The organism is Streptomyces sp. bgisy159 (assembly GCF_057707805.1).
The window spans coordinates 97,344-114,102 of record NZ_JBYIQX010000005.1; the positions used below are offsets into that span (position 1 = coordinate 97,344).

The window sequence follows — 16,759 nt, forward strand, 5'->3', positions numbered from 1 at the left end:
CAGGCTGGACCTCGCCGTGGCGGTGATCACGTTCGCGCCGTACTTCCGGGGGGAGCGCTTCCTGGGGACGGGGCAGGGGGTGCGGGGTGGGGAGGGCGGCGGCCTCCGGGGCCTACTCGCCCTGCTCGCGCAGCTGTTCCTCGGTCAGGCCCTGACGCCAGTAGCCGACGAAGGTGACCCGGCGCCGGTCGATCCCGCGCTCCCGCACGAAGTGCCGGCGCAGCGCCTTCACGGCGGCGGACTCGCCGGCGATCCAGACGTACGGGTGTCCGGCGGCGGGGAGCCGGGCGTCGCGGAGGGCGTCGAGGGCCATCGGGGAGCCCTGGCCGCCCTCCGCGACGAGCCAGGTGATCTCGGTGTCCGCGGGGGCGGTCAGGTCCATGACGTCGCCCGGGTCGTGCGTCTCCAGCCAGACCCGGGCCGGCAGGCCGTCGGGCAGGGCCTCCAGGATGGCGGCGATGGCGGGCAGCGCCGTCCCGTCGCCCCACAGCACCACCAGGTCGGTGTCCTCGGGCGGCCGGAACCGGATCGCCCGGTTGTCCGCCACGGCCGGCCCGAGCAGGACCACCCGGTCACCGGCGGCGGCCCGTCCGGCCCACTCCGAGGCGTGCCCTGCGGGTTCGTGCAGCACGAAGTCGACGTCGATCTCGTCGGGCTCCCGGCGCAGCGCCCGCAGGGTGTACGACCGCATCACCGCCCTCACGCCGTCCGGCAGTTCCCGCCAGCCCTGCCACCATCCCTCGCCGAGCTCGACGGGTACCCGCGGCCCGGCCTGGCCCGGATGCGGCAGGAACAGCGACAGCGACTGGTCGTACCCGTCGGAGTGGAAGTGCCGCAGTTCCTCCCCGCCGAACGTCACCCGCACCAGGGACGGCCCGAGCCGCGCGGTCCGGACGACGTGCAGCGAGAAGAACCGGAAGGGGTTGTCGACGGCGGTGGCCATGGCAGGGGGCTCCTGATTCGGCTCAGGGTTGCGGGTGGACGGCGCTCACGCGACCTTCTCGGCCTTCTCCAGAGCCTGCGCCAGCGTCTCCAGCAGCGGCACGCACTTGTCGTACGACAGGATCGGCTCCGGCGACCGGGAGATGACCTGGCCCGCCTTCACCGCGGGCAGCTTCTTCCAGGTCGCCTCGGTGATGTCGGCGGGCTGGATGGTGGAGGACCGGTCGTCCATCATGATGATGTCGGCCGGGTACTTGTCTACGTTCTCCCAGCTCAGAGACTCGTACCAGCCGCCGCCCTGCGCCTTCGCGCTCTCCGGGGGCTCGACGAGGTTCACGCCGAGGGCCTTGAAGTACTCCAGGTCGATGGAGAGGTTGCTGCCGGAGACGTAGAACAGCTCCTGGCTCGCGGACCCGGCCATCACCTTGATGTCGGGCTTGGCCTTGGCGGCGGCCCGCAGCCGGGTGGCGGCGGCCTCGAACCGCTTCTTCGCGTCGGCCGCCTTCGCGGCGGCCATGTCGGCGCCCAGCGACTCGGCGAGCTCCCACATCCGCTGCAGTGGCTCGGTGAGCTGACGGTCGTACACGGAGATGCCGACGCTCGGCGCCAGCTTGGCGATCTTGTCCTTGGACGCCTCGGGGACGTACCAGAGGGTGCCGGCGTCGTCGAACATGGTGGAGATGAGGACGTCGGGCTGGAGGGCCGCGTACTTCTCGACGTTGAACTCGTCCCAGACGTTGCCGATGACCTCCACCTCGGAGACGTCCATGTCGCCGGCCTGGACGTCGGGCTTGCCGTCGGAGGTCCTGGTCGGGCCGAACACGCCCTTGACCTTGATGCCGTAGTCGAAGAGCGCGGCGGCGACACCGGTGAACGCGACGATGTTCGCGGGGGCCTTGTCGAGCTTCACGGTCGTGCCGCGGTCGTCCTCGAACGTCCAGGGGCCGGAGGCGGTGGCGGACGCCGCCGGGTCCGAGCCACCGCTTTTCGCGTCGTCGTCCCCGCAGGCCGCGAGCGCGGCCCCGAGGCCGAGGGCGCCGCCGGCGGCCAGGATGCCGCGACGGGTGAGGTGGGTGGCTCTGGAATTGGGCATGGCGAAGGCTGCTTTCGGACGTGCGGAGACCGCCGGACAGATCAAAGGTAGGTTAGCCTAACCTCAGAACTTGTCCAGGGGGCTGGGGGTGACACGGTCCTGCCGCGAGCGCGAACGGCCCGGCGCTCAGGTGCCCGCCCCCTTCGACCTCGACACGTCGGCGTTCTCCGGTGACGCGAAGAACGCAGAAGACGGTGCGGACGGTGCGGGCGGCGAGAGCGGGCAGCCGGAGGCGTGAACGCCCGACGGCGGCCCGCGCCACCCCCGGCGCGGGCCGCCGCCCGGAACTCGGGCCGCCCTCGGCCTCAGCCCGCCAGACCCAGCTCCCGCGCGATGAGCATGCGCTGCACCTCGCTGGTGCCCTCGCCGATCTCCAGGATCTTGGAGTCGCGCCACATCCGCGCCACCGGGTACTCGTTCATGAAGCCGTAGCCGCCGTGCACCTGGGTGGCGTCGCGGGCGTTGTCCACGGCGATCGTGGAGGAGTACAGCTTGGCGAGCGCGGCCTCCTTCTTGAAGGGCGCGCCGGAGACCAGGCGGGCCGCCGCGTCACGCCAGGCGAGGCGGGCGGTGTGGGCCTTCATCTCCATGTCGGCGATCTTGAACTGGACGGCCTGGTTGGCGCCGATGGGACGGCCGAAGGCGTGACGTTCCTTCGCGTACCGTACGGACTCGTCCACACAGCCCTGCGCCAGCCCGGTGGCCAGCGCCGCGATGGCGATCCGGCCCTCGTCCAGGATGCGCAGGAACTGTGCGTAACCGCGGCCCTGTTCGCCCAGCAGGTTCGCCGCCGGGACACGGACGTCGTCGAAGGACAGCTCGCGCGTGTCCGAGGCGTTCCAGCCGACCTTCGAGTAGGGGGCGGCCACCGTGAAGCCCGGCGTGCCCGACGGCACGATGATCGCGGAGATCAGCGGCCGGCCGTCCGGCTTGCGCCCGGTCACCGCCGTGACCGTCACCAGCCCGGTGATGTCGGTGCCCGAGTTGGTGATGAAGCACTTGGTGCCGTTGATGACCCATTCGTCCGTGTCCGGGTCGAGGCGGGCCGTCGTCCGGGTGGCGCCGGCGTCGCTGCCGCCGTCCGGCTCGGTCAGCCCGAACGCGCCCAGCATCTCGCCGGAGCACAGCCGGGGCAGCCACTCGCGCTTCTGCTCCTCAGTGCCGAACAGGTGGATCGGCATGGCGCCCAGCGACACCCCGGCCTCCAGGGTGATCGCCACCGAGGAGTCCACCCGGGCCAGTTCCTCCAGCGCCACGCCCAGCGCCAGGTAGTCGCCGCCCATGCCGCCGTACTCCTCCGGGAACGGCAGCCCGAACAGGCCCATCCGGCCCATCTCGCGCACGATCTCGTAAGGGAACTCGTGCCGCTCGTAGAAGTCGCCGATCTTGGGGGCCACCACGTCGTGCGCGAACTGCTCCACCGTGCGGCGGAGTTCTTCCAGTTCGGGGGAGAGTCGGAAGTCCATCGGGGTCACTGCTCCTCGGGGTCCTTGTGGGACAGGGCTCGGACGGTGCGGGACGGGCTGGGCCGGCCCAGCTGTTCGGCCATCCACGCGCTGGTGGCGGTGAGACGGCCGAGGTCGACTCCGGTGTCGATGCCGAGGCCGTGCAGCATCCACACGAGGTCCTCGGTGGCGAGGTTGCCGGTGGCGGACCTGGCGTACGGGCAGCCGCCCAGGCCGCCCGCGGAGGCGTCGACGGTGGTGACGCCGTGCTGCAGTGCCGCGTACGTGTTGGCCAGGGCCTGGCCGTAGGTGTCGTGGAAGTGGACGCCGATCGCGTCGGTCGGCACGCCCTCCTCGGCGAGGAGCGTCAGCAGGGCGCCCACCTGGCCGGGGGTGGCGACGCCGATGGTGTCGCCGAGGCTCAGCTCGTCGCACCCCATGTCCCGCAGGGCCCGGCAGACCCGTACCACCTGGGGGAGCGGCACCGCGCCCTCCCAGGGGTCGCCGAAGCACATGGAGACATAGCCGCGCACGTGGAGGTTCTCCCGCTTGGCGCGCTCCACGACCGGGCCGAACACCGCCAGCGACTCCTCCAGCGTCCGGTTGAGGTTGGCCTTGGCGAACGACTCGGTGGCGCTGGCGAACACGGCGACGCGGCGCGCGCCGAGCGCGAGGGCGCGGTCCAGGCCGCGGTCGTTGGGCACCAGGACCGGCAGGTCGACCCCGTCGAGGCCGGCGACGCTCGGGAACAGCGCCTCCGCGTCGGCGAGTTGGGGCACCCACTTGGGGTGCACGAAACTCGTCGCCTCGATGGTGGTCAGGCCCGCGCCGGCCAGCCGGCGGATGAACTCCGCCTTCACCTCGGTCGGTACGGTCGCCTGCTCGTTCTGCAGGCCGTCGCGCGCGCCGACCTCGTGGATCCGCACGCGCGCGGGCAGACCCGGGGCCGGGACGACCATGGGCAGTCCTCTCATGCCGTCGCCTCCTCACGGGGCGCGATGACGGCCAGCACCTGGTCCATGGCGACCGTGCTGCCCGGCGTCACGTCGAGTTCGGTGACCGTGCCGGCGTGCGGGGCGGAGACGACGTGCTCCATCTTCATCGCCTCCACCACGAGCAGGCTCTGCCCGGCCGTCACCTCGTCGCCGACCGCGACCTTCACGACGGTGACCGTGCCGGGCATCGGCGCGGTGAGCGAGTCGGCCCCCGCGTGCCCGGCCCGGCTCAGCGACGCGGCTACCGGGTCGTGGTCCCGGACCTGCCAGGCGTCGCCGTCGCGGCCGATCCAGTCGCCGGCGTGGTGGAAGGTGTGCCGGACGCCGTCGAGGGTGACGCCGACCCGGTCCTCGGTGACGGCGGCGGTGGTGCCGCGGGCCTCGTGGGTGACGGGTTCCAGCCCCGGTACCCGCAGCCAGAACGCCACGGCCTTGGGCTCCCCGCCCATCCGCCAGCCGCTCGGCACCGAGAACGGGTCCGTCCAGGTGTCGCCGCGCGGGCGCAGCGCCTCCAGCCGCAGCGCCGCGGCGGCCTCGTACACCTCCTCCGGTACGTCGGTGGGGACCAGCCCCGCCACCTCGCGTTCCACCAGACCGGTGTCCAGGTCGCCCGCCACCACCTCCGGGTGGGCCAGCAGCCGCCGCAGGAACCCGGCGTTCGTCTGCACGCCCAGCGTGACCGTCCCGGCGAGGGCGGCGCGCAGCCGGCGCAGCGCGGTCGCGCGGTCGGGGCCGTACGCGATCACCTTGGACAGCATCGGGTCGTACAGGCTGCCGACCTCGGTGCCCTCGCTGAGCCCGGAGTCGGTGCGCACCCCGTCGCCCTGCGGCTCGTGGAGCCTGAGGACCGTGCCGCCGGACGGCAGGAAGCCGCGCGCGGGGTCCTCGGCGCAGACGCGGGCCTCGATCGCGTGCCCGGTGAGCCGTACGTCCTCCTGGGCGAGGCCGAGCGGCTCCCCGGCGGCGACCCGCAGCTGCCACTCCACCAGGTCCAGCCCGGTGACCAGCTCGGTGACCGGGTGCTCCACCTGGAGGCGGGTGTTCATCTCCATGAAGTAGTACGCCGACGGGTCCCCGCCCGGCACGATGAACTCCACCGTGCCCGCGCCCCGGTAGCCGCACGAGCGGGCCGCCTGGACGGCCGCCTCGCCCATCGCCGCGCGGGTGGCCTCGTCGAGGAGGACGCTCGGCGCCTCCTCGATGATCTTCTGGTGGCGGCGCTGGAGGGAGCACTCGCGTTCGCCCAGATGGACGACGTTGCCGTGGCCGTCGGCCAGGACCTGGATCTCGATGTGCCGGGGACGGTCGATCCACCGCTCGACCAGCAGGGTGTCGTCGCCGAAGGAGGCGCGGGCCTCGCGGCGCGCGGCGGCGATCTCGTCCTCCAGGACGCTCAGATCGCGTACCAGGCGCATGCCCTTGCCGCCGCCGCCCGCACTGGGCTTCAGCAGCACCGGCGCGCCCAGCTCGCGGGCCGCCGCGGCCAGCTCCGGGTCCCGCCCGCCGGGCACCACCGGCACGCCGGCGGCCCGCACGGTCTCCTTGGCGCGGATCTTGTCGCCCATCAGCGCGATGGCGTCGGCGGGCGGCCCGACGAAGACCAGCCCGGCCTCCCCGCAGGCGCGCGCGAAGCCGGCGTTCTCCGCGAGGAAGCCGTACCCCGGGTGCACGGCCTGGGCGCCGGTGCGGGCGGCGGCCTCCAGCAGCCGCTCCACCGACAGATAGCTCTCGGCGGCCGGCGCGGGACCGATCCGTACCGCCGTGTCGGCCTCCCGGACGTGGCGTGCGTCGGCGTCCGCGTCGGAGAAGACGGCGACCGAGCGGACGCCCATCGACCGCAGGGTACGGATGACACGGACGGCGATCTCGCCGCGGTTGGCCACCAGGACGGTGTCGAACATGGACGCTCCCCTCACATCCGGAAGACGCCGAACTGGGGGTCACCCAGGGGCGCGTTGGCACAGGCGGTCAGGGCCAGACCCAGCACCTGGCGGGTCTCCAGCGGGTCGATGACCCCGTCGTCCCAGAGGCGGGCGGTGGCGTAGTAGGCGTTGCCCTGGCGTTCGTACTGCGCGCGGATCGGCGCCTTGAACGACTCCTCGTCCTCGGCCGGCCACTCCTCGCCCCGCGCCTCCAGCTGGTCCCGCTTGACGGTGGCCAGGACGGAGGCGGCCTGCTCACCGCCCATCACGGAGATCTTGGCGCCCGGCCACATCCACAGGAAGCGCGGCGAGTAGGCCCGGCCGCACATGGAGTAGTTCCCCGCGCCGTACGACCCGCCGACCACCACGGTCAGCTTCGGAACGCGCGTGCACGCGACGGCCGTCACCATCTTGGCGCCGTGCTTGGCGATGCCGCCCGCCTCGTAGTCCCGGCCCACCATGAAGCCGGAGATGTTCTGCAGGAACAGCAGCGGGATGCCGCGCTGGTCGCACAGCTCGATGAAGTGGGCGCCCTTCTGGGCGGACTCGGAGAACAGGATGCCGTTGTTGGCGACGATCCCCACCGGGTGGCCGTGGACGCGGGCGAAACCGGTGACCAGGGTCTGCCCGAACTCCGCCTTGAACTCCGCGAAGCGCGAGCCGTCCACCACGCGCGCGATGATCTCGCGGGCGTCGTAGGGGGTGCGGGAGTCGACCGGGACGGCGCCGTACAGGCCGTAGGGGTCGACCTTCGGCTCGACCGGTGGCCGGACCTCCCAGGGCAGGGGGTGGCGGGCCGGCAGCGTGGCGACGATGTCGCGCACGATCCGCAGGGCGTGCGGGTCGTCCTCGGCGAGGTGGTCGGTGACGCCGGACACCCGGGAGTGCACCTCGCCGCCGCCCAGCTCCTCGGCGGTGACGACCTCGCCGGTGGCCGCCTTCACCAGTGGCGGGCCGCCGAGGAAGATCGTGCCCTGGTTGCGGACGATCACGGCCTCGTCGCTCATGGCGGGGACGTACGCGCCGCCGGCCGTGCAGGAGCCGAGAACGGCGGCGATCTGCGGGATGCCGGCGCCGGACATCCGGGCCTGGTTGTAGAAGATCCGCCCGAAATGCTCGCGGTCCGGGAAGACCTCGTCCTGCATCGGCAGGAAGGCGCCGCCGGAGTCGACCAGGTAGACGCAGGGCAGCCGGTTCTCCAGGGCGACTTCCTGGGCGCGCAGATGCTTCTTCACCGTCATCGGGTAGTACGTGCCGCCCTTGACGGTGGCGTCGTTCGCCACGATCACGCACTCGCGGCCGCTGACCCGGCCGATCCCGGCGATCACGCCGGCGGCCGGGGCCTGCCCGTCGTACATCCCGTCGGCCGCGAGCGGCGCCAGCTCCAGCAGCGGCGAGCCCGGGTCGAGGAGGGCGTCCACCCGGTCCCGGGGCAGCAGCTTGCCGCGCGCGGTGTGCCGGGCGCGGGCCTTCTCGCCGCCGCCGAGGCGGGCCGCGGCCAGCTTGGCGCGCAGCTCCTCGACCAGCGCGAGGTGCGCCTGTTCGTTGGCGCGCCAGGCCGCGGACGCGGGGTCTGCCGCGCTCGTCAGCTCCGGTGCCTGATCCATGTCGTGCGGTCCCCTCACCCAGTGATCGACTGTTAATGAGCGTTAACCATTTCCTTCAGGTTAACGACCGCTAACCTCCCTGTCTAGAATTGCTTCCATGGCCACCAGAACCGACGCCCCCACCCGCCGCGAGCAGATCCTCAAGGAGGCCGCCCGCCTCTTCGCCGAGCGCGGCTTCCACGGCGTCGGCGTCGACGAGATAGGCGCCGCGGTCGGCATCAGCGGCCCGGGCCTCTACCGGCACTTCGCCGGCAAGGACGCGATGCTGGCCGAGCTGCTGGTCGGTATCAGCGGCCAGCTGCTGACCGGCGCGAAGCGACGCCTGGCGGAGGTCGACGGCGGCACCCCGGAGGCGGTTCTCGACTCGCTCATCGAGGGCCACATCGACTTCGCGATCGACGACCGCCCCCTGATCACCCTGCACGACCGCGAGCTGGACCGCCTCCGGGACAGTGACCGCAAGCTGGTCCGCCAGCTCCAGCGGCAGTACGTGGAGCTGTGGGTGCAGGTGGTCCGCGAGGCCTACCCGGCGCTCACCGAGCCCACCGCCCGCTCGGCGGTCCACTCCGTCTTCGGCCTCCTCAACTCCACTCCGCACCTGGGCCGCCCGGGCTCCCTGCCGGGCCGGGGGGTCACGGCGGAACTGCTCCACCGCATGGCCCGGGGGGCCTTCGGGGCCGCCGCCGGAGCGTGACGAGCGTTACCACCGGGGGCCTCTGGACGCCGTTCGTACTCGCCGGTACGGTTGCTCTGAGCAAGCGCTTAGACAGTTCAGCTCGGCCCGGCCGGCCGACGTACGTGGAGGTGTGGCGAGTGCGCCGTACGGTGTTCAACGAGGATCACGAGGCGTTCCGGGAGACCCTCCGCGCCTTCATCGAGGCCGAGGTCGTGCCGGTGTACGACGAGTGGTTCGCCGCCGGCCAGGCGCCGCGCGAGTTCTACTACAAGCTCGGCGAGCTGGGCATCTTCGGCATCAACGTCCCCGAGGAGTTCGGCGGCGCCGGCCTGGAGAGCCACAAGTTCGAGGCCGTCCTCTACGAGGAGACCGCGCGCGCGGGCGTGCAGTTCGGCGGCTCCGGCGTGCACGTGCTGCTCGCCCTGCCCTACATCAAGATGCTGGCCACGGACGAGCAGAAGAAGCGCTACCTGCCGAAGTTCGTCTCCGGCGAGGAGATGTGGGCCATCGCGATGACCGAGCCGGGCACCGGCTCCGACCTCGCGGGCATGAAGACCACCGCCAAGCTGAGCGAGGACGGCACCCACTACGTCCTCAACGGCGCCAAGACCTTCATCACCGGCGGTGTGCACGCCGACAAGGTCATCGTGTGCGCCCGCACCTCCGCGCCGAAGGAGGACGACCGCCGCTTCGGCATCTCCCTGTTCGCGGTGGACACCAAGTCCGAGGGCTACTCCGTCGGCCGCAAGCTGGACAAGCTGGGCCTGCGCACCTCCGACACCGCCGAGCTGGCCTTCGTCGACGTCAAGGTGCCCGTCGAGGACCTCCTCGGCGAGGAGAACAAGGGCTTCTACTACCTCGGACACAACCTGGCCTCCGAGCGCTGGGGCATCGCCTTCGGCGCCTACGCGCAGGCCAAGGCCGCGGTCCGGTTCGCAAAGCAGTACGTCCAGGAGCGCACCGTCTTCGGCAAGCCGGTCGCCCACTTCCAGAACACCAAGTTCGAGCTGGCCGCCTGCCAGGCCGAGGTGGACGCCGCCGAGGCCGTCGCCGACCGCGCCACCGAGGCGCTCGACGCCGGCGAGCTGACCCCCGCCGAGGCCGCCTCCGCCAAGCTGTTCTGCACCGAGGTCGCCCACCGCGTCATCGACCGCTGCCTCCAGCTGCACGGCGGCTACGGCTACATGAACGAGTACCCGATCGCCCGCCTGTACGCGGACAACCGCGTCAACCGCATCTACGGTGGCACCAGCGAGATCATGAAGACGATCATCGCCAAGGACATGGGCCTGTAAAGGACACGGGTGAGCCAGGCACTCCAGGATCTCCTCGATCTGCTCGACCTGGAGCAGATCGAGGAGAACATCTTTCGCGGCCGGTCGCGGTCGGCCGTAGTCCCGCGCGTCTTCGGCGGGCAGGTGGCGGCGCAGGCGCTGGTCGCCGCCGGGCGCACGGTCCCCGCGGACCGGCCCGCGCACTCGCTGCACGCGTACTTCCTGCGCATGGGCGACCCGGGCGCGCCCATCGTCTACACGGTCGAACGCATGCGTGACGGCCGCTCCTTCACCACCCGGCGGGTGGTCGCCGTCCAGCACGGCAGGCCGATCTTCACGCTGTCGGCGTCCTTCCAGGAGTACGAGGACGGCCTCGACCACCAGACCGCCATGCCGCCCGCGCCCGACCCGGTCACGCTGCCCACCTCCGCCGAACGGCTGCGCGGCTACGACCACCTCGCCCCCGAGATCGTCGAGCGTTTCCTCCAGGCGCGCGAGGCGATCGACCTGCGCTACGTCGACGAGCCGCCCTACGGCCGCTTCGGCGAGCCGCGCGACCCGCACAGCCAGGTGTGGTTCCGCACCAACGGCAAGCTGGCCGACGACCCCCTGCTGCACATCGTCCTCGCCACGTACGTCTCCGACATGACGCTGCTGGACTCGGTGCTGCTCGCGCACGGCCGGGGCGGCTGGGCGGTCGGCGACGTGGTCGGCGCCTCCCTGGACCACGCGATGTGGTTCCACCGCCCCTTCCGCGCCGACGAATGGCTCCTGTACGACCAGCAGTCCCCGACGGCCCACGCCGGCCGCGGCCTCGGCCAGGCCCGCATCTACACCCAGGACGGCCGGCTGGCCGTGTCGGTGATCCAGGAGGGCGTGGTCCGGGTGCCGCGGGCCTGACGGGTCAGGACAGCCCCGCCTCCGCCAGCAGGTACGCCGTCATCGGGTCGTAGTGGCGCGGGCTGACCACGTGGTCGTCCAACGGGACGGCGACCTGCACGGTGCCCTCCGCCTCCGCGAGGAACAGGGCGGGGTCGTTGCAGTCGGCGTACCCGACGGAGTCCACGCCGTGCTGCCCCGCGTACCCCGCCCAGCCGTGGTCGGCGACCACCAGGTCGGGCAGCGGGCGGCCGAGGTGCTCCAGCGCGGTCAGGATCGCCTTCATCGGCTCGCCCGAGTGGGTGTGCCACAGGGTCGCCCCGTGCTCCAGGACCGCCACGTCCGCGAACTGCATGACGTAGCCCTCGTCGGTCTGCAGCCCGTCCGGGATCACCACGATCTCGCAGCCCGCCGCGCGCAGGGCCGCGGCCGTGGCGCGGTGCACGTCCAGCAGGCCGCCCGGGTGACCGGTGGCGAACAGCACCCGCTGCCGGTCCTCGCCCGCCTTGCGCAGCCGCCCCGCCATCCGCTCCAGACCGGCCACGGTCAGCTCCGGGTCGATGGTGTCCTGGCCGTACCGGTGCTCCGGGTCGTCGCTGACGCCGACCCGCTCGGCCATCACCGCGAGCACGTCCTGCTCGTCGTTCCAGCGGTCGCCGAGCTCCAGGCCGAGCCAGTAGTGCCGGTTGCCGTTCGCCAGCTGGCGGTAGTGCGAGAGGTTGTTCTCGCGCGGCGTGGCGACATCGCCCGCGATGCGGGTGCGCACGAGGTGGTCGAGGAGCTCGGCACGGCTGGGTGTCCCGGGTATCGGCATGGTGTCCATTGTGAGGCAGCGACCTGTGCGAGGCGGCGCGGTTCCGGCCGCTGGGACGCGGGTCACGTGCCGCCGTCCGCCCTGTTCAGCCCCGGTGAGCGCAGCGCGAACCACAGCTCCATCCGGACGTCCGGATCATCCAGATCCGTCCCCAGCAGGGCGGTGCAGCGCGCGATCCGCTGCCGCACGGTGTTGCGGTGCACGCCCAGCGCCACCGCCGTACGGTCCCAGCCGCCGTGCAGCGACAGCCAGACGCGGAGCGTCTCGGTGAGCGCGGGCCGGCCGTCGAGCGGTGCGAGCAGGGCGCGGGCGTGCGCCCCGGCCGCGTCCGGCGGCACCAGTGCGGCGAGCCCCGCGCCGGCCCCGTGCCGCACCAGCGGCGCGCGGGTGGCCAGTGCCCGGGCCAGCGCCCGCTCCGCCTGGGCGTCGCCGCTCGCCCAGTCCGCCGGGGCGACGGGCGCGCTCGCCCCCAGCGTCCAGCCGGGCTGGGGGGCGGGTGCCGTGCCCTCGGGCAGCAGCACCCGTACGAGGCCGTCCGCGACGTCGACCAACGGCGAACCCAGCGCGGCTCCGAGGGCGAAGGCGGCGAGCTGACCGGTGGCAGGCCGACCGGTGGCGGTCGGGTCGGTGGCGGCCGGGGCGGGCGTCGGCTGCGGGCGGGCGTGGACCACCTGCCACCGTTCGTCGTCGCCCAGCAGCGGGGCGACCTCCTCGGCCGAGGCGCCCAGGAGAAGCCGCACGAGGGCGGAGGTGCGGGCCGCGCCGCTGCCGCCGTGCCGTTCGCCGGTCAGCAGGGACAGCAGCACGGCCGCCGCGGAGACGATGGTGTGGTCCCCGGCGGCCCGGCCCGGCGCGGCGACCCCGAGCACGAAACCCCGGTCGTCGCCCAGGGCGTACGCGGACAGCTGACGGCCGGCGACGGTGTCGGTGGCCGTACGGGACGCGCGGGCGGTGACGACACCGGCCAGCCCGGCCAGGGCGGCCCGCACCGGCCCCGGCGAGCCCTCGGACGCCCCGGGCCCCGCCGCGTCCTCGGACTCCTCCGGTCCGGTGGGCATCCGCCCCGCCGAGGCGATCTCCGCGCCCCCCGGCCCGTACAGCACCGCGTGCCCGCCCACCCGCCGGGCGAGCCGGCGCAGCACCGCCGACACCGGGTCGGGCCCGGAAGCGGCGGCCACCAGGCTCTGCTGGGCCTCCGCCACCCTGCGCAGCTCGGCGGTGCGGGCCCGCTCCATCAGTTCCCAGACCGCGCGGGCCACCCCCGAGAACGTGGTCCGCGGCGGCACCTCCAGCAACGGCAGCCGGTGCGCCTCGCAGGCCGCGACCAGCGCGCCGGGCACCGTGTCGTGCACCGGGGCCAGCCCGAAGCCGAGGGCCGCGCCGCCCGCGGCGACGATCCGCGCGACATAGCCGTCGAAGAAGCCGTCCCGCTCCGCCTCCCCCTCCGCCTCCCGGTCCGTGCCCCGGTCCGCGTCCCCGGGGATGTGCACGCCCGCCGTGAGCAGCAGTTCCCCGCCCAGCAGGTACGGGTACGGGTCGGCCATCTCCGACGCGTGCGCCCAGTGGACGGCCGTCCCCCCGTCGCGGGGCCCGGCGACCTGCCGCAGTCCCAGATCCTCGCGGGCCAGCAGCGCGGACAGCGGCACCGGGGGCGTCGGCGGAACAGTGGGATCCGGCATGATGTGCGTTTCATCCATCCTGTAGGGCTCGGATGGATGAAACGTACACTTCGCGGTCGCCGTCCGGCCACCTAGGGTCGAAGGTGGTCACCTGGGCGGAAGAGCGCGCAGGGACGGCGCAGAAGAAGGAAGGCATCCGACCATGACCAGCAACGAGACGCCCCGCGGCCCCGTCGACTCCTCCCGCGTCCCGCGGTACGCCGGCCCCGCGACCTTCGCCCGGCTGCCCCGGCTGGACGAGGTCGGCCGAGCCGACGTCGCGGTCGTGGGCGTGCCCTTCGACTCGGGCGTCTCCTACCGGCCCGGCGCCCGCTTCGGCGGCAACGCCATCCGCGAGGCGTCCCGCCTGCTGCGCCCGTACAACCCCGCCCAGGACGCCTCGCCCTTCGCCCTCGCCCAGGTGGCGGACGGCGGCGACATCGCCGTGAACCCGTTCAACATCAACGAGGCCGTCGAGACGGTCGAGGCGGCCGCGGACGACCTGCTGGACTCGGGCGCCCGCCTGATGACGCTGGGCGGCGACCACACCATCGCCCTGCCCCTGCTGCGCGCCGTCGCGAAGAAGCACGGCCCGGTCGCCCTGCTCCACTTCGACGCCCACCTGGACACCTGGGACACCTACTTCGGTGCCGAGTACACCCACGGCACCCCGTTCCGCCGGGCGGTCGAGGAGGGCGTCCTCGACACCTCCGCCCTCTCCCACGTCGGCATCCGCGGCCCGCTCTACGGCAAGCAGGACCTGACGGACGACGAGAAGATGGGCTTCGGCATCGTCACCTCGGCGGACGTCTACCGGCGCGGCGCCGACGAGGTCGCCGACCAGCTCCGGCAGCGCATCGGCGACCGCCCGCTGTACATCTCCATCGACATCGACTGCCTCGACCCGGCGCACGCGCCCGGCACCGGCACTCCCGAGGCGGGCGGCATGACCTCCCGCGAGCTGCTGGAGATCCTGCGCGGCCTGGCCTCCTGCAACCTGGTCTCGGCGGACGTCGTCGAGGTGGCCCCCGCGTACGACCACGCCGAGATCACGTCGGTCGCCGCCTCCCACACGGCGTACGAACTGACGACGATCATGTCCCGGCAGATCGCCGCGGCCCGGAACGCCGCCCGGAAGGACACGGAGGCGAAGTGACCCACGACCACGACCTGGAACTCCGCCCCACCGCCGCACAGACGGAGGCCGCGCTGAACCCTCCGCCCGGCCGCAACGGCGGGGACCTGGTCGTGGAGACGCTGGCCGGTCTCGGCGCGACGACCGTCTTCGGCCTGCCCGGCCAGCACGCCCTCGGCATGTTCGACGCGCTGCGCCGCTCCGGCCTGCGCTACGTCGGCCTGCGCATGGAGAACAACGCCGGGTTCGCGGCGGACGCGTACGGCCGTATCACCGGTGAGGCGGCGCCGCTGCTGCTGTCGACCGGCCCCGGCGCGCTGACCTCGCTGGCCGCACTCCAGGAGGCGGCCGCGGCCTCCGCCCCCGTCCTCGCCGTCAGCAGCCAGATCCCGACGGCGGGTCTGGGCGGCGGCCGCCACGGCTATCTGCACGAACTCCCGGACCAGGCGGCCTCCTTCCGCGGTGTGGTGAAGTCCGTCCACACCGTGCGTACCCAGTCCCAGATCCCGTCCGCGCTCGCGGCGGCCTGGAAGTCGGCGCTGACCGCCCCGCACGGGCCGGTGTGGGTGGAGATCCCGCAGGACGTCCTGCTCGCCGAGACCCATCTGCCGGTGGTGACGGGCGTGGACGCGACGCCGGAGGACCTGGTCCCGCGGGTGGAACTGACGGCGGTCGCCGCCGACCTCCTGTCCAAGGCCGCCCGCCCGGCGATCATCGCAGGCGGGGGCGTCGTACGGGCCGACGCGAGCGGCAAGCTGAAGCAGCTCGCGGAACGCCTCCAGGCGCCGGTCGTCACCACCCCCGGCGGCAAGGGCGCCTTCCCCTGGACGCACCCGCTGTCCCTCCAGTCCTGGCTGGAGGACCGGCACACCACGGACTTCCTTGAGGACGCGGACGTCCTGCTGGTGGTCGGCTCGGGGCTCGGCGAACTCTCCTCGAACTACCACACGTTCAAGCCGCGCGGCCGGGTCATCCAGATCGAGGCCGACCTCGGCAAGCTGGAGTCCAACCATCCGGCGCTCGGTATCCACGCGGACGCCCGGCTCGCGCTCCAGGCGCTGCTGGAGACGGTGCGGGAGCGCGCGGACCCGTCGGCCGCCGAGCGGGTGCGGGAGCTGCTGGGCCGCGTGCGCGACCGTATCGCGGCTCAGGAACTCACCCTGGAACAGGAGGTGTTGGCGTCGGTCCGCAGGGCTCTGCCCGCCGACTCCCCCTCCTTCTGGGACATGACGATCCTGGCCTACTGGGCCTGGTCCGCCTTCGACGCCAAGGGCCCGAACCACATGCACTCGGCCCAGGGTGCCGGCGGCCTCGGCTACGGCTTCCCGGCGGCGCTGGGCGCGGCGGTCGCGGATCCGACCCGGCCGGTGCTGGCCGTCTCCGGCGACGGCGGGGCGCTCTACTCGATCGCCGAGCTGGCCACGGCGAAGCAGCACGCCCTTCCGGTGACCTGGCTGATCGTCGACGACGGCGGCTACGGCATCCTGCGCGAGTACATGACCGACGCCTTCGGCCAGGCCACGGGGACCGAGCTGGCTCGCCCGGACTATGTGGCGCTGGCCGGGTCCTTCGGCGTCCCGGGGGTGCGTACGACCCCCGAGACGCTGGAGTCCGACCTGGCGAAGGCGCTGGCCGCGCCGGGGCCGTCGGTGGTCGTCCTCCCGGCGGTGCTGCGGATGTTCGCACCCACGCATCCGGGGTGAGGACGCGAGACGGGGCCGGACGGCAGGCGCCGGTGGAGGTTCGTCAGCCGATCTGTTCGGCCAGGGCGACGATGATGCCCGACGGGCCGCGGAGGCTGCAGAGCCGGTACAGGTTCTCGTACCGCGTCACCTCGCCGAGGAGTTCGGCGCCGTGGCGGCGCAGGCGGGCGACGGTGTCGTCGATGTCGTCGACGGCGAACATGACGCGGTGCAGCCCCAGGGTGTGGGGCGGCGGGTCGGCCGGTCCGGCCGGGACCGCGGCGGGGGAGTGGAACTTCGTCAGCTCCACCTTGCCGTGACCGTCCGGGGTGCGCATCATCGCGATGGCGCTGCGGACCCCGTCGAGCCCGAGCATCCGGTCCGCGTACGCTCCCTCGATCTGCGCCTCGCCCTCCGGCTCCATGCCGAGCTCGGTGAAGAAGGCGACGGCGGCCTCCAGGTCGTCGACGACGATGGCCACGTTGTCCATTCGCTGGATCGCCAAGAGGGTGCTCCTTCTTCGTCGCGCGGTCCGCTCTGCGGCGGTGGTGGGAGGGCGGGGGACCGGCGCACGCGACGTGGTCCGGCCCCGGCGGTCACCGGGGCCGGACCACGCCTCGCGTCGGCCCGCGCTCGC

15 protein-coding genes are annotated in these 16,759 nt (G+C 73.1%); 6 read left to right on the plus strand and 9 right to left on the minus strand.

What is annotated here, in order from left to right; all coding sequences use genetic code 11:
* Positions 1–112 precede the first annotated feature (112 nt).
* A complete protein-coding gene (locus AC3ET3_RS07480) occupies positions 113–943 on the minus strand; it encodes a siderophore-interacting protein (protein WP_432133158.1) in 831 nt (276 codons plus the stop codon).
* A gap of 45 nt (positions 944–988) precedes the next feature.
* Positions 989–2,035, minus strand: a complete 1,047-nt coding sequence (locus tag AC3ET3_RS07485) for an ABC transporter substrate-binding protein (RefSeq protein WP_432156663.1) — start codon at positions 2,033–2,035, stop codon at positions 989–991.
* 70 nt (positions 2,036–2,105) lie between these two features.
* Between AC3ET3_RS07485 and AC3ET3_RS07490 the strand changes: the two genes are divergently transcribed.
* Positions 2,106–2,273, plus strand: a complete 168-nt coding sequence (locus tag AC3ET3_RS07490) for a hypothetical protein (RefSeq protein WP_435611855.1) — start codon at positions 2,106–2,108, stop codon at positions 2,271–2,273.
* A 67-nt stretch (positions 2,274–2,340) separates the two neighbouring features.
* Here the strand turns inward: AC3ET3_RS07490 and AC3ET3_RS07495 are convergent, their stop codons facing one another.
* From AC3ET3_RS07495 to AC3ET3_RS07510, 4 genes are read right to left on the minus strand one after another with little or no spacing between them, the layout of a single operon-like run.
* Entirely contained in the window at positions 2,341–3,501 is a 1,161-nt protein-coding gene (locus AC3ET3_RS07495) for an acyl-CoA dehydrogenase family protein (protein ID WP_432156662.1), read from the minus strand.
* Between the two features lie 5 nt (positions 3,502–3,506).
* Positions 3,507–4,454 (minus strand): hydroxymethylglutaryl-CoA lyase, encoded by a 948-nt coding sequence (locus tag AC3ET3_RS07500; protein ID WP_432133154.1) that lies wholly within the window; start codon positions 4,452–4,454, stop codon positions 3,507–3,509.
* A complete protein-coding gene (locus AC3ET3_RS07505) occupies positions 4,451–6,376 on the minus strand; it encodes an acetyl/propionyl/methylcrotonyl-CoA carboxylase subunit alpha (protein ID WP_432133153.1) in 1,926 nt (641 codons plus the stop codon). Before AC3ET3_RS07505 ends, AC3ET3_RS07500 begins: the two co-directional genes overlap by 4 nt.
* Before the next feature lie 11 nt (positions 6,377–6,387).
* Positions 6,388–8,004 carry a carboxyl transferase domain-containing protein gene (locus AC3ET3_RS07510; protein WP_435611856.1) on the minus strand — a complete coding sequence of 539 codons (1,617 nt, stop codon included), beginning with the start codon at positions 8,002–8,004 and terminating at the stop codon, positions 6,388–6,390.
* A gap of 97 nt (positions 8,005–8,101) precedes the next feature.
* Here AC3ET3_RS07510 and AC3ET3_RS07515 point away from each other — a divergent pair, with 97 nt between their 5' ends.
* The 3 genes from AC3ET3_RS07515 to AC3ET3_RS07525 all read left to right on the plus strand — a co-directional run bounded on the left by AC3ET3_RS07515 (position 8,102) and on the right by AC3ET3_RS07525 (position 10,854).
* Positions 8,102–8,698 carry an SACE_7040 family transcriptional regulator gene (locus AC3ET3_RS07515; protein WP_435611857.1) on the plus strand — a complete coding sequence of 199 codons (597 nt, stop codon included), beginning with the start codon at positions 8,102–8,104 and terminating at the stop codon, positions 8,696–8,698.
* 119 nt (positions 8,699–8,817) lie between these two features.
* Positions 8,818–9,975 carry an acyl-CoA dehydrogenase family protein gene (locus AC3ET3_RS07520; RefSeq protein WP_432133150.1) on the plus strand — a complete coding sequence of 386 codons (1,158 nt, stop codon included), beginning with the start codon at positions 8,818–8,820 and terminating at the stop codon, positions 9,973–9,975.
* A 9-nt stretch (positions 9,976–9,984) separates the two neighbouring features.
* A complete protein-coding gene (locus AC3ET3_RS07525; RefSeq protein ID WP_432133149.1) occupies positions 9,985–10,854 on the plus strand; it encodes an acyl-CoA thioesterase in 870 nt (289 codons plus the stop codon).
* Positions 10,855–10,858: 4 nt separating this feature from the next.
* Here the strand turns inward: AC3ET3_RS07525 and AC3ET3_RS07530 are convergent, their stop codons facing one another.
* A complete protein-coding gene (locus AC3ET3_RS07530) occupies positions 10,859–11,647 on the minus strand; it encodes a phosphatase (RefSeq protein ID WP_432156660.1) in 789 nt (262 codons plus the stop codon).
* A 62-nt stretch (positions 11,648–11,709) separates the two neighbouring features.
* Positions 11,710–13,326, minus strand: coding sequence for a helix-turn-helix domain-containing protein (locus AC3ET3_RS07535; protein ID WP_435611858.1), 1,617 nt, complete (start codon positions 13,324–13,326; stop codon positions 11,710–11,712).
* Positions 13,327–13,468: 142 nt separating this feature from the next.
* Here AC3ET3_RS07535 and speB point away from each other — a divergent pair, with 142 nt between their 5' ends.
* The gene (speB, locus tag AC3ET3_RS07540) at positions 13,469–14,461 is read left to right on the plus strand and encodes an agmatinase (RefSeq protein WP_432133146.1); all 993 of its coding nucleotides are present in this window, start codon (positions 13,469–13,471) and stop codon (positions 14,459–14,461) included.
* A complete protein-coding gene (locus AC3ET3_RS07545; protein ID WP_432156658.1) occupies positions 14,458–16,143 on the plus strand; it encodes a thiamine pyrophosphate-binding protein in 1,686 nt (561 codons plus the stop codon). The genes speB and AC3ET3_RS07545 overlap by 4 nt, the downstream gene beginning before the upstream one ends.
* Positions 16,144–16,186: 43 nt before the next feature.
* Here the strand turns inward: AC3ET3_RS07545 and AC3ET3_RS07550 are convergent, their stop codons facing one another.
* Positions 16,187–16,627, minus strand: coding sequence for a VOC family protein (locus AC3ET3_RS07550; RefSeq protein WP_432133144.1), 441 nt, complete (start codon positions 16,625–16,627; stop codon positions 16,187–16,189).
* Between the last annotated feature and the right edge of the window lie 132 nt (positions 16,628–16,759).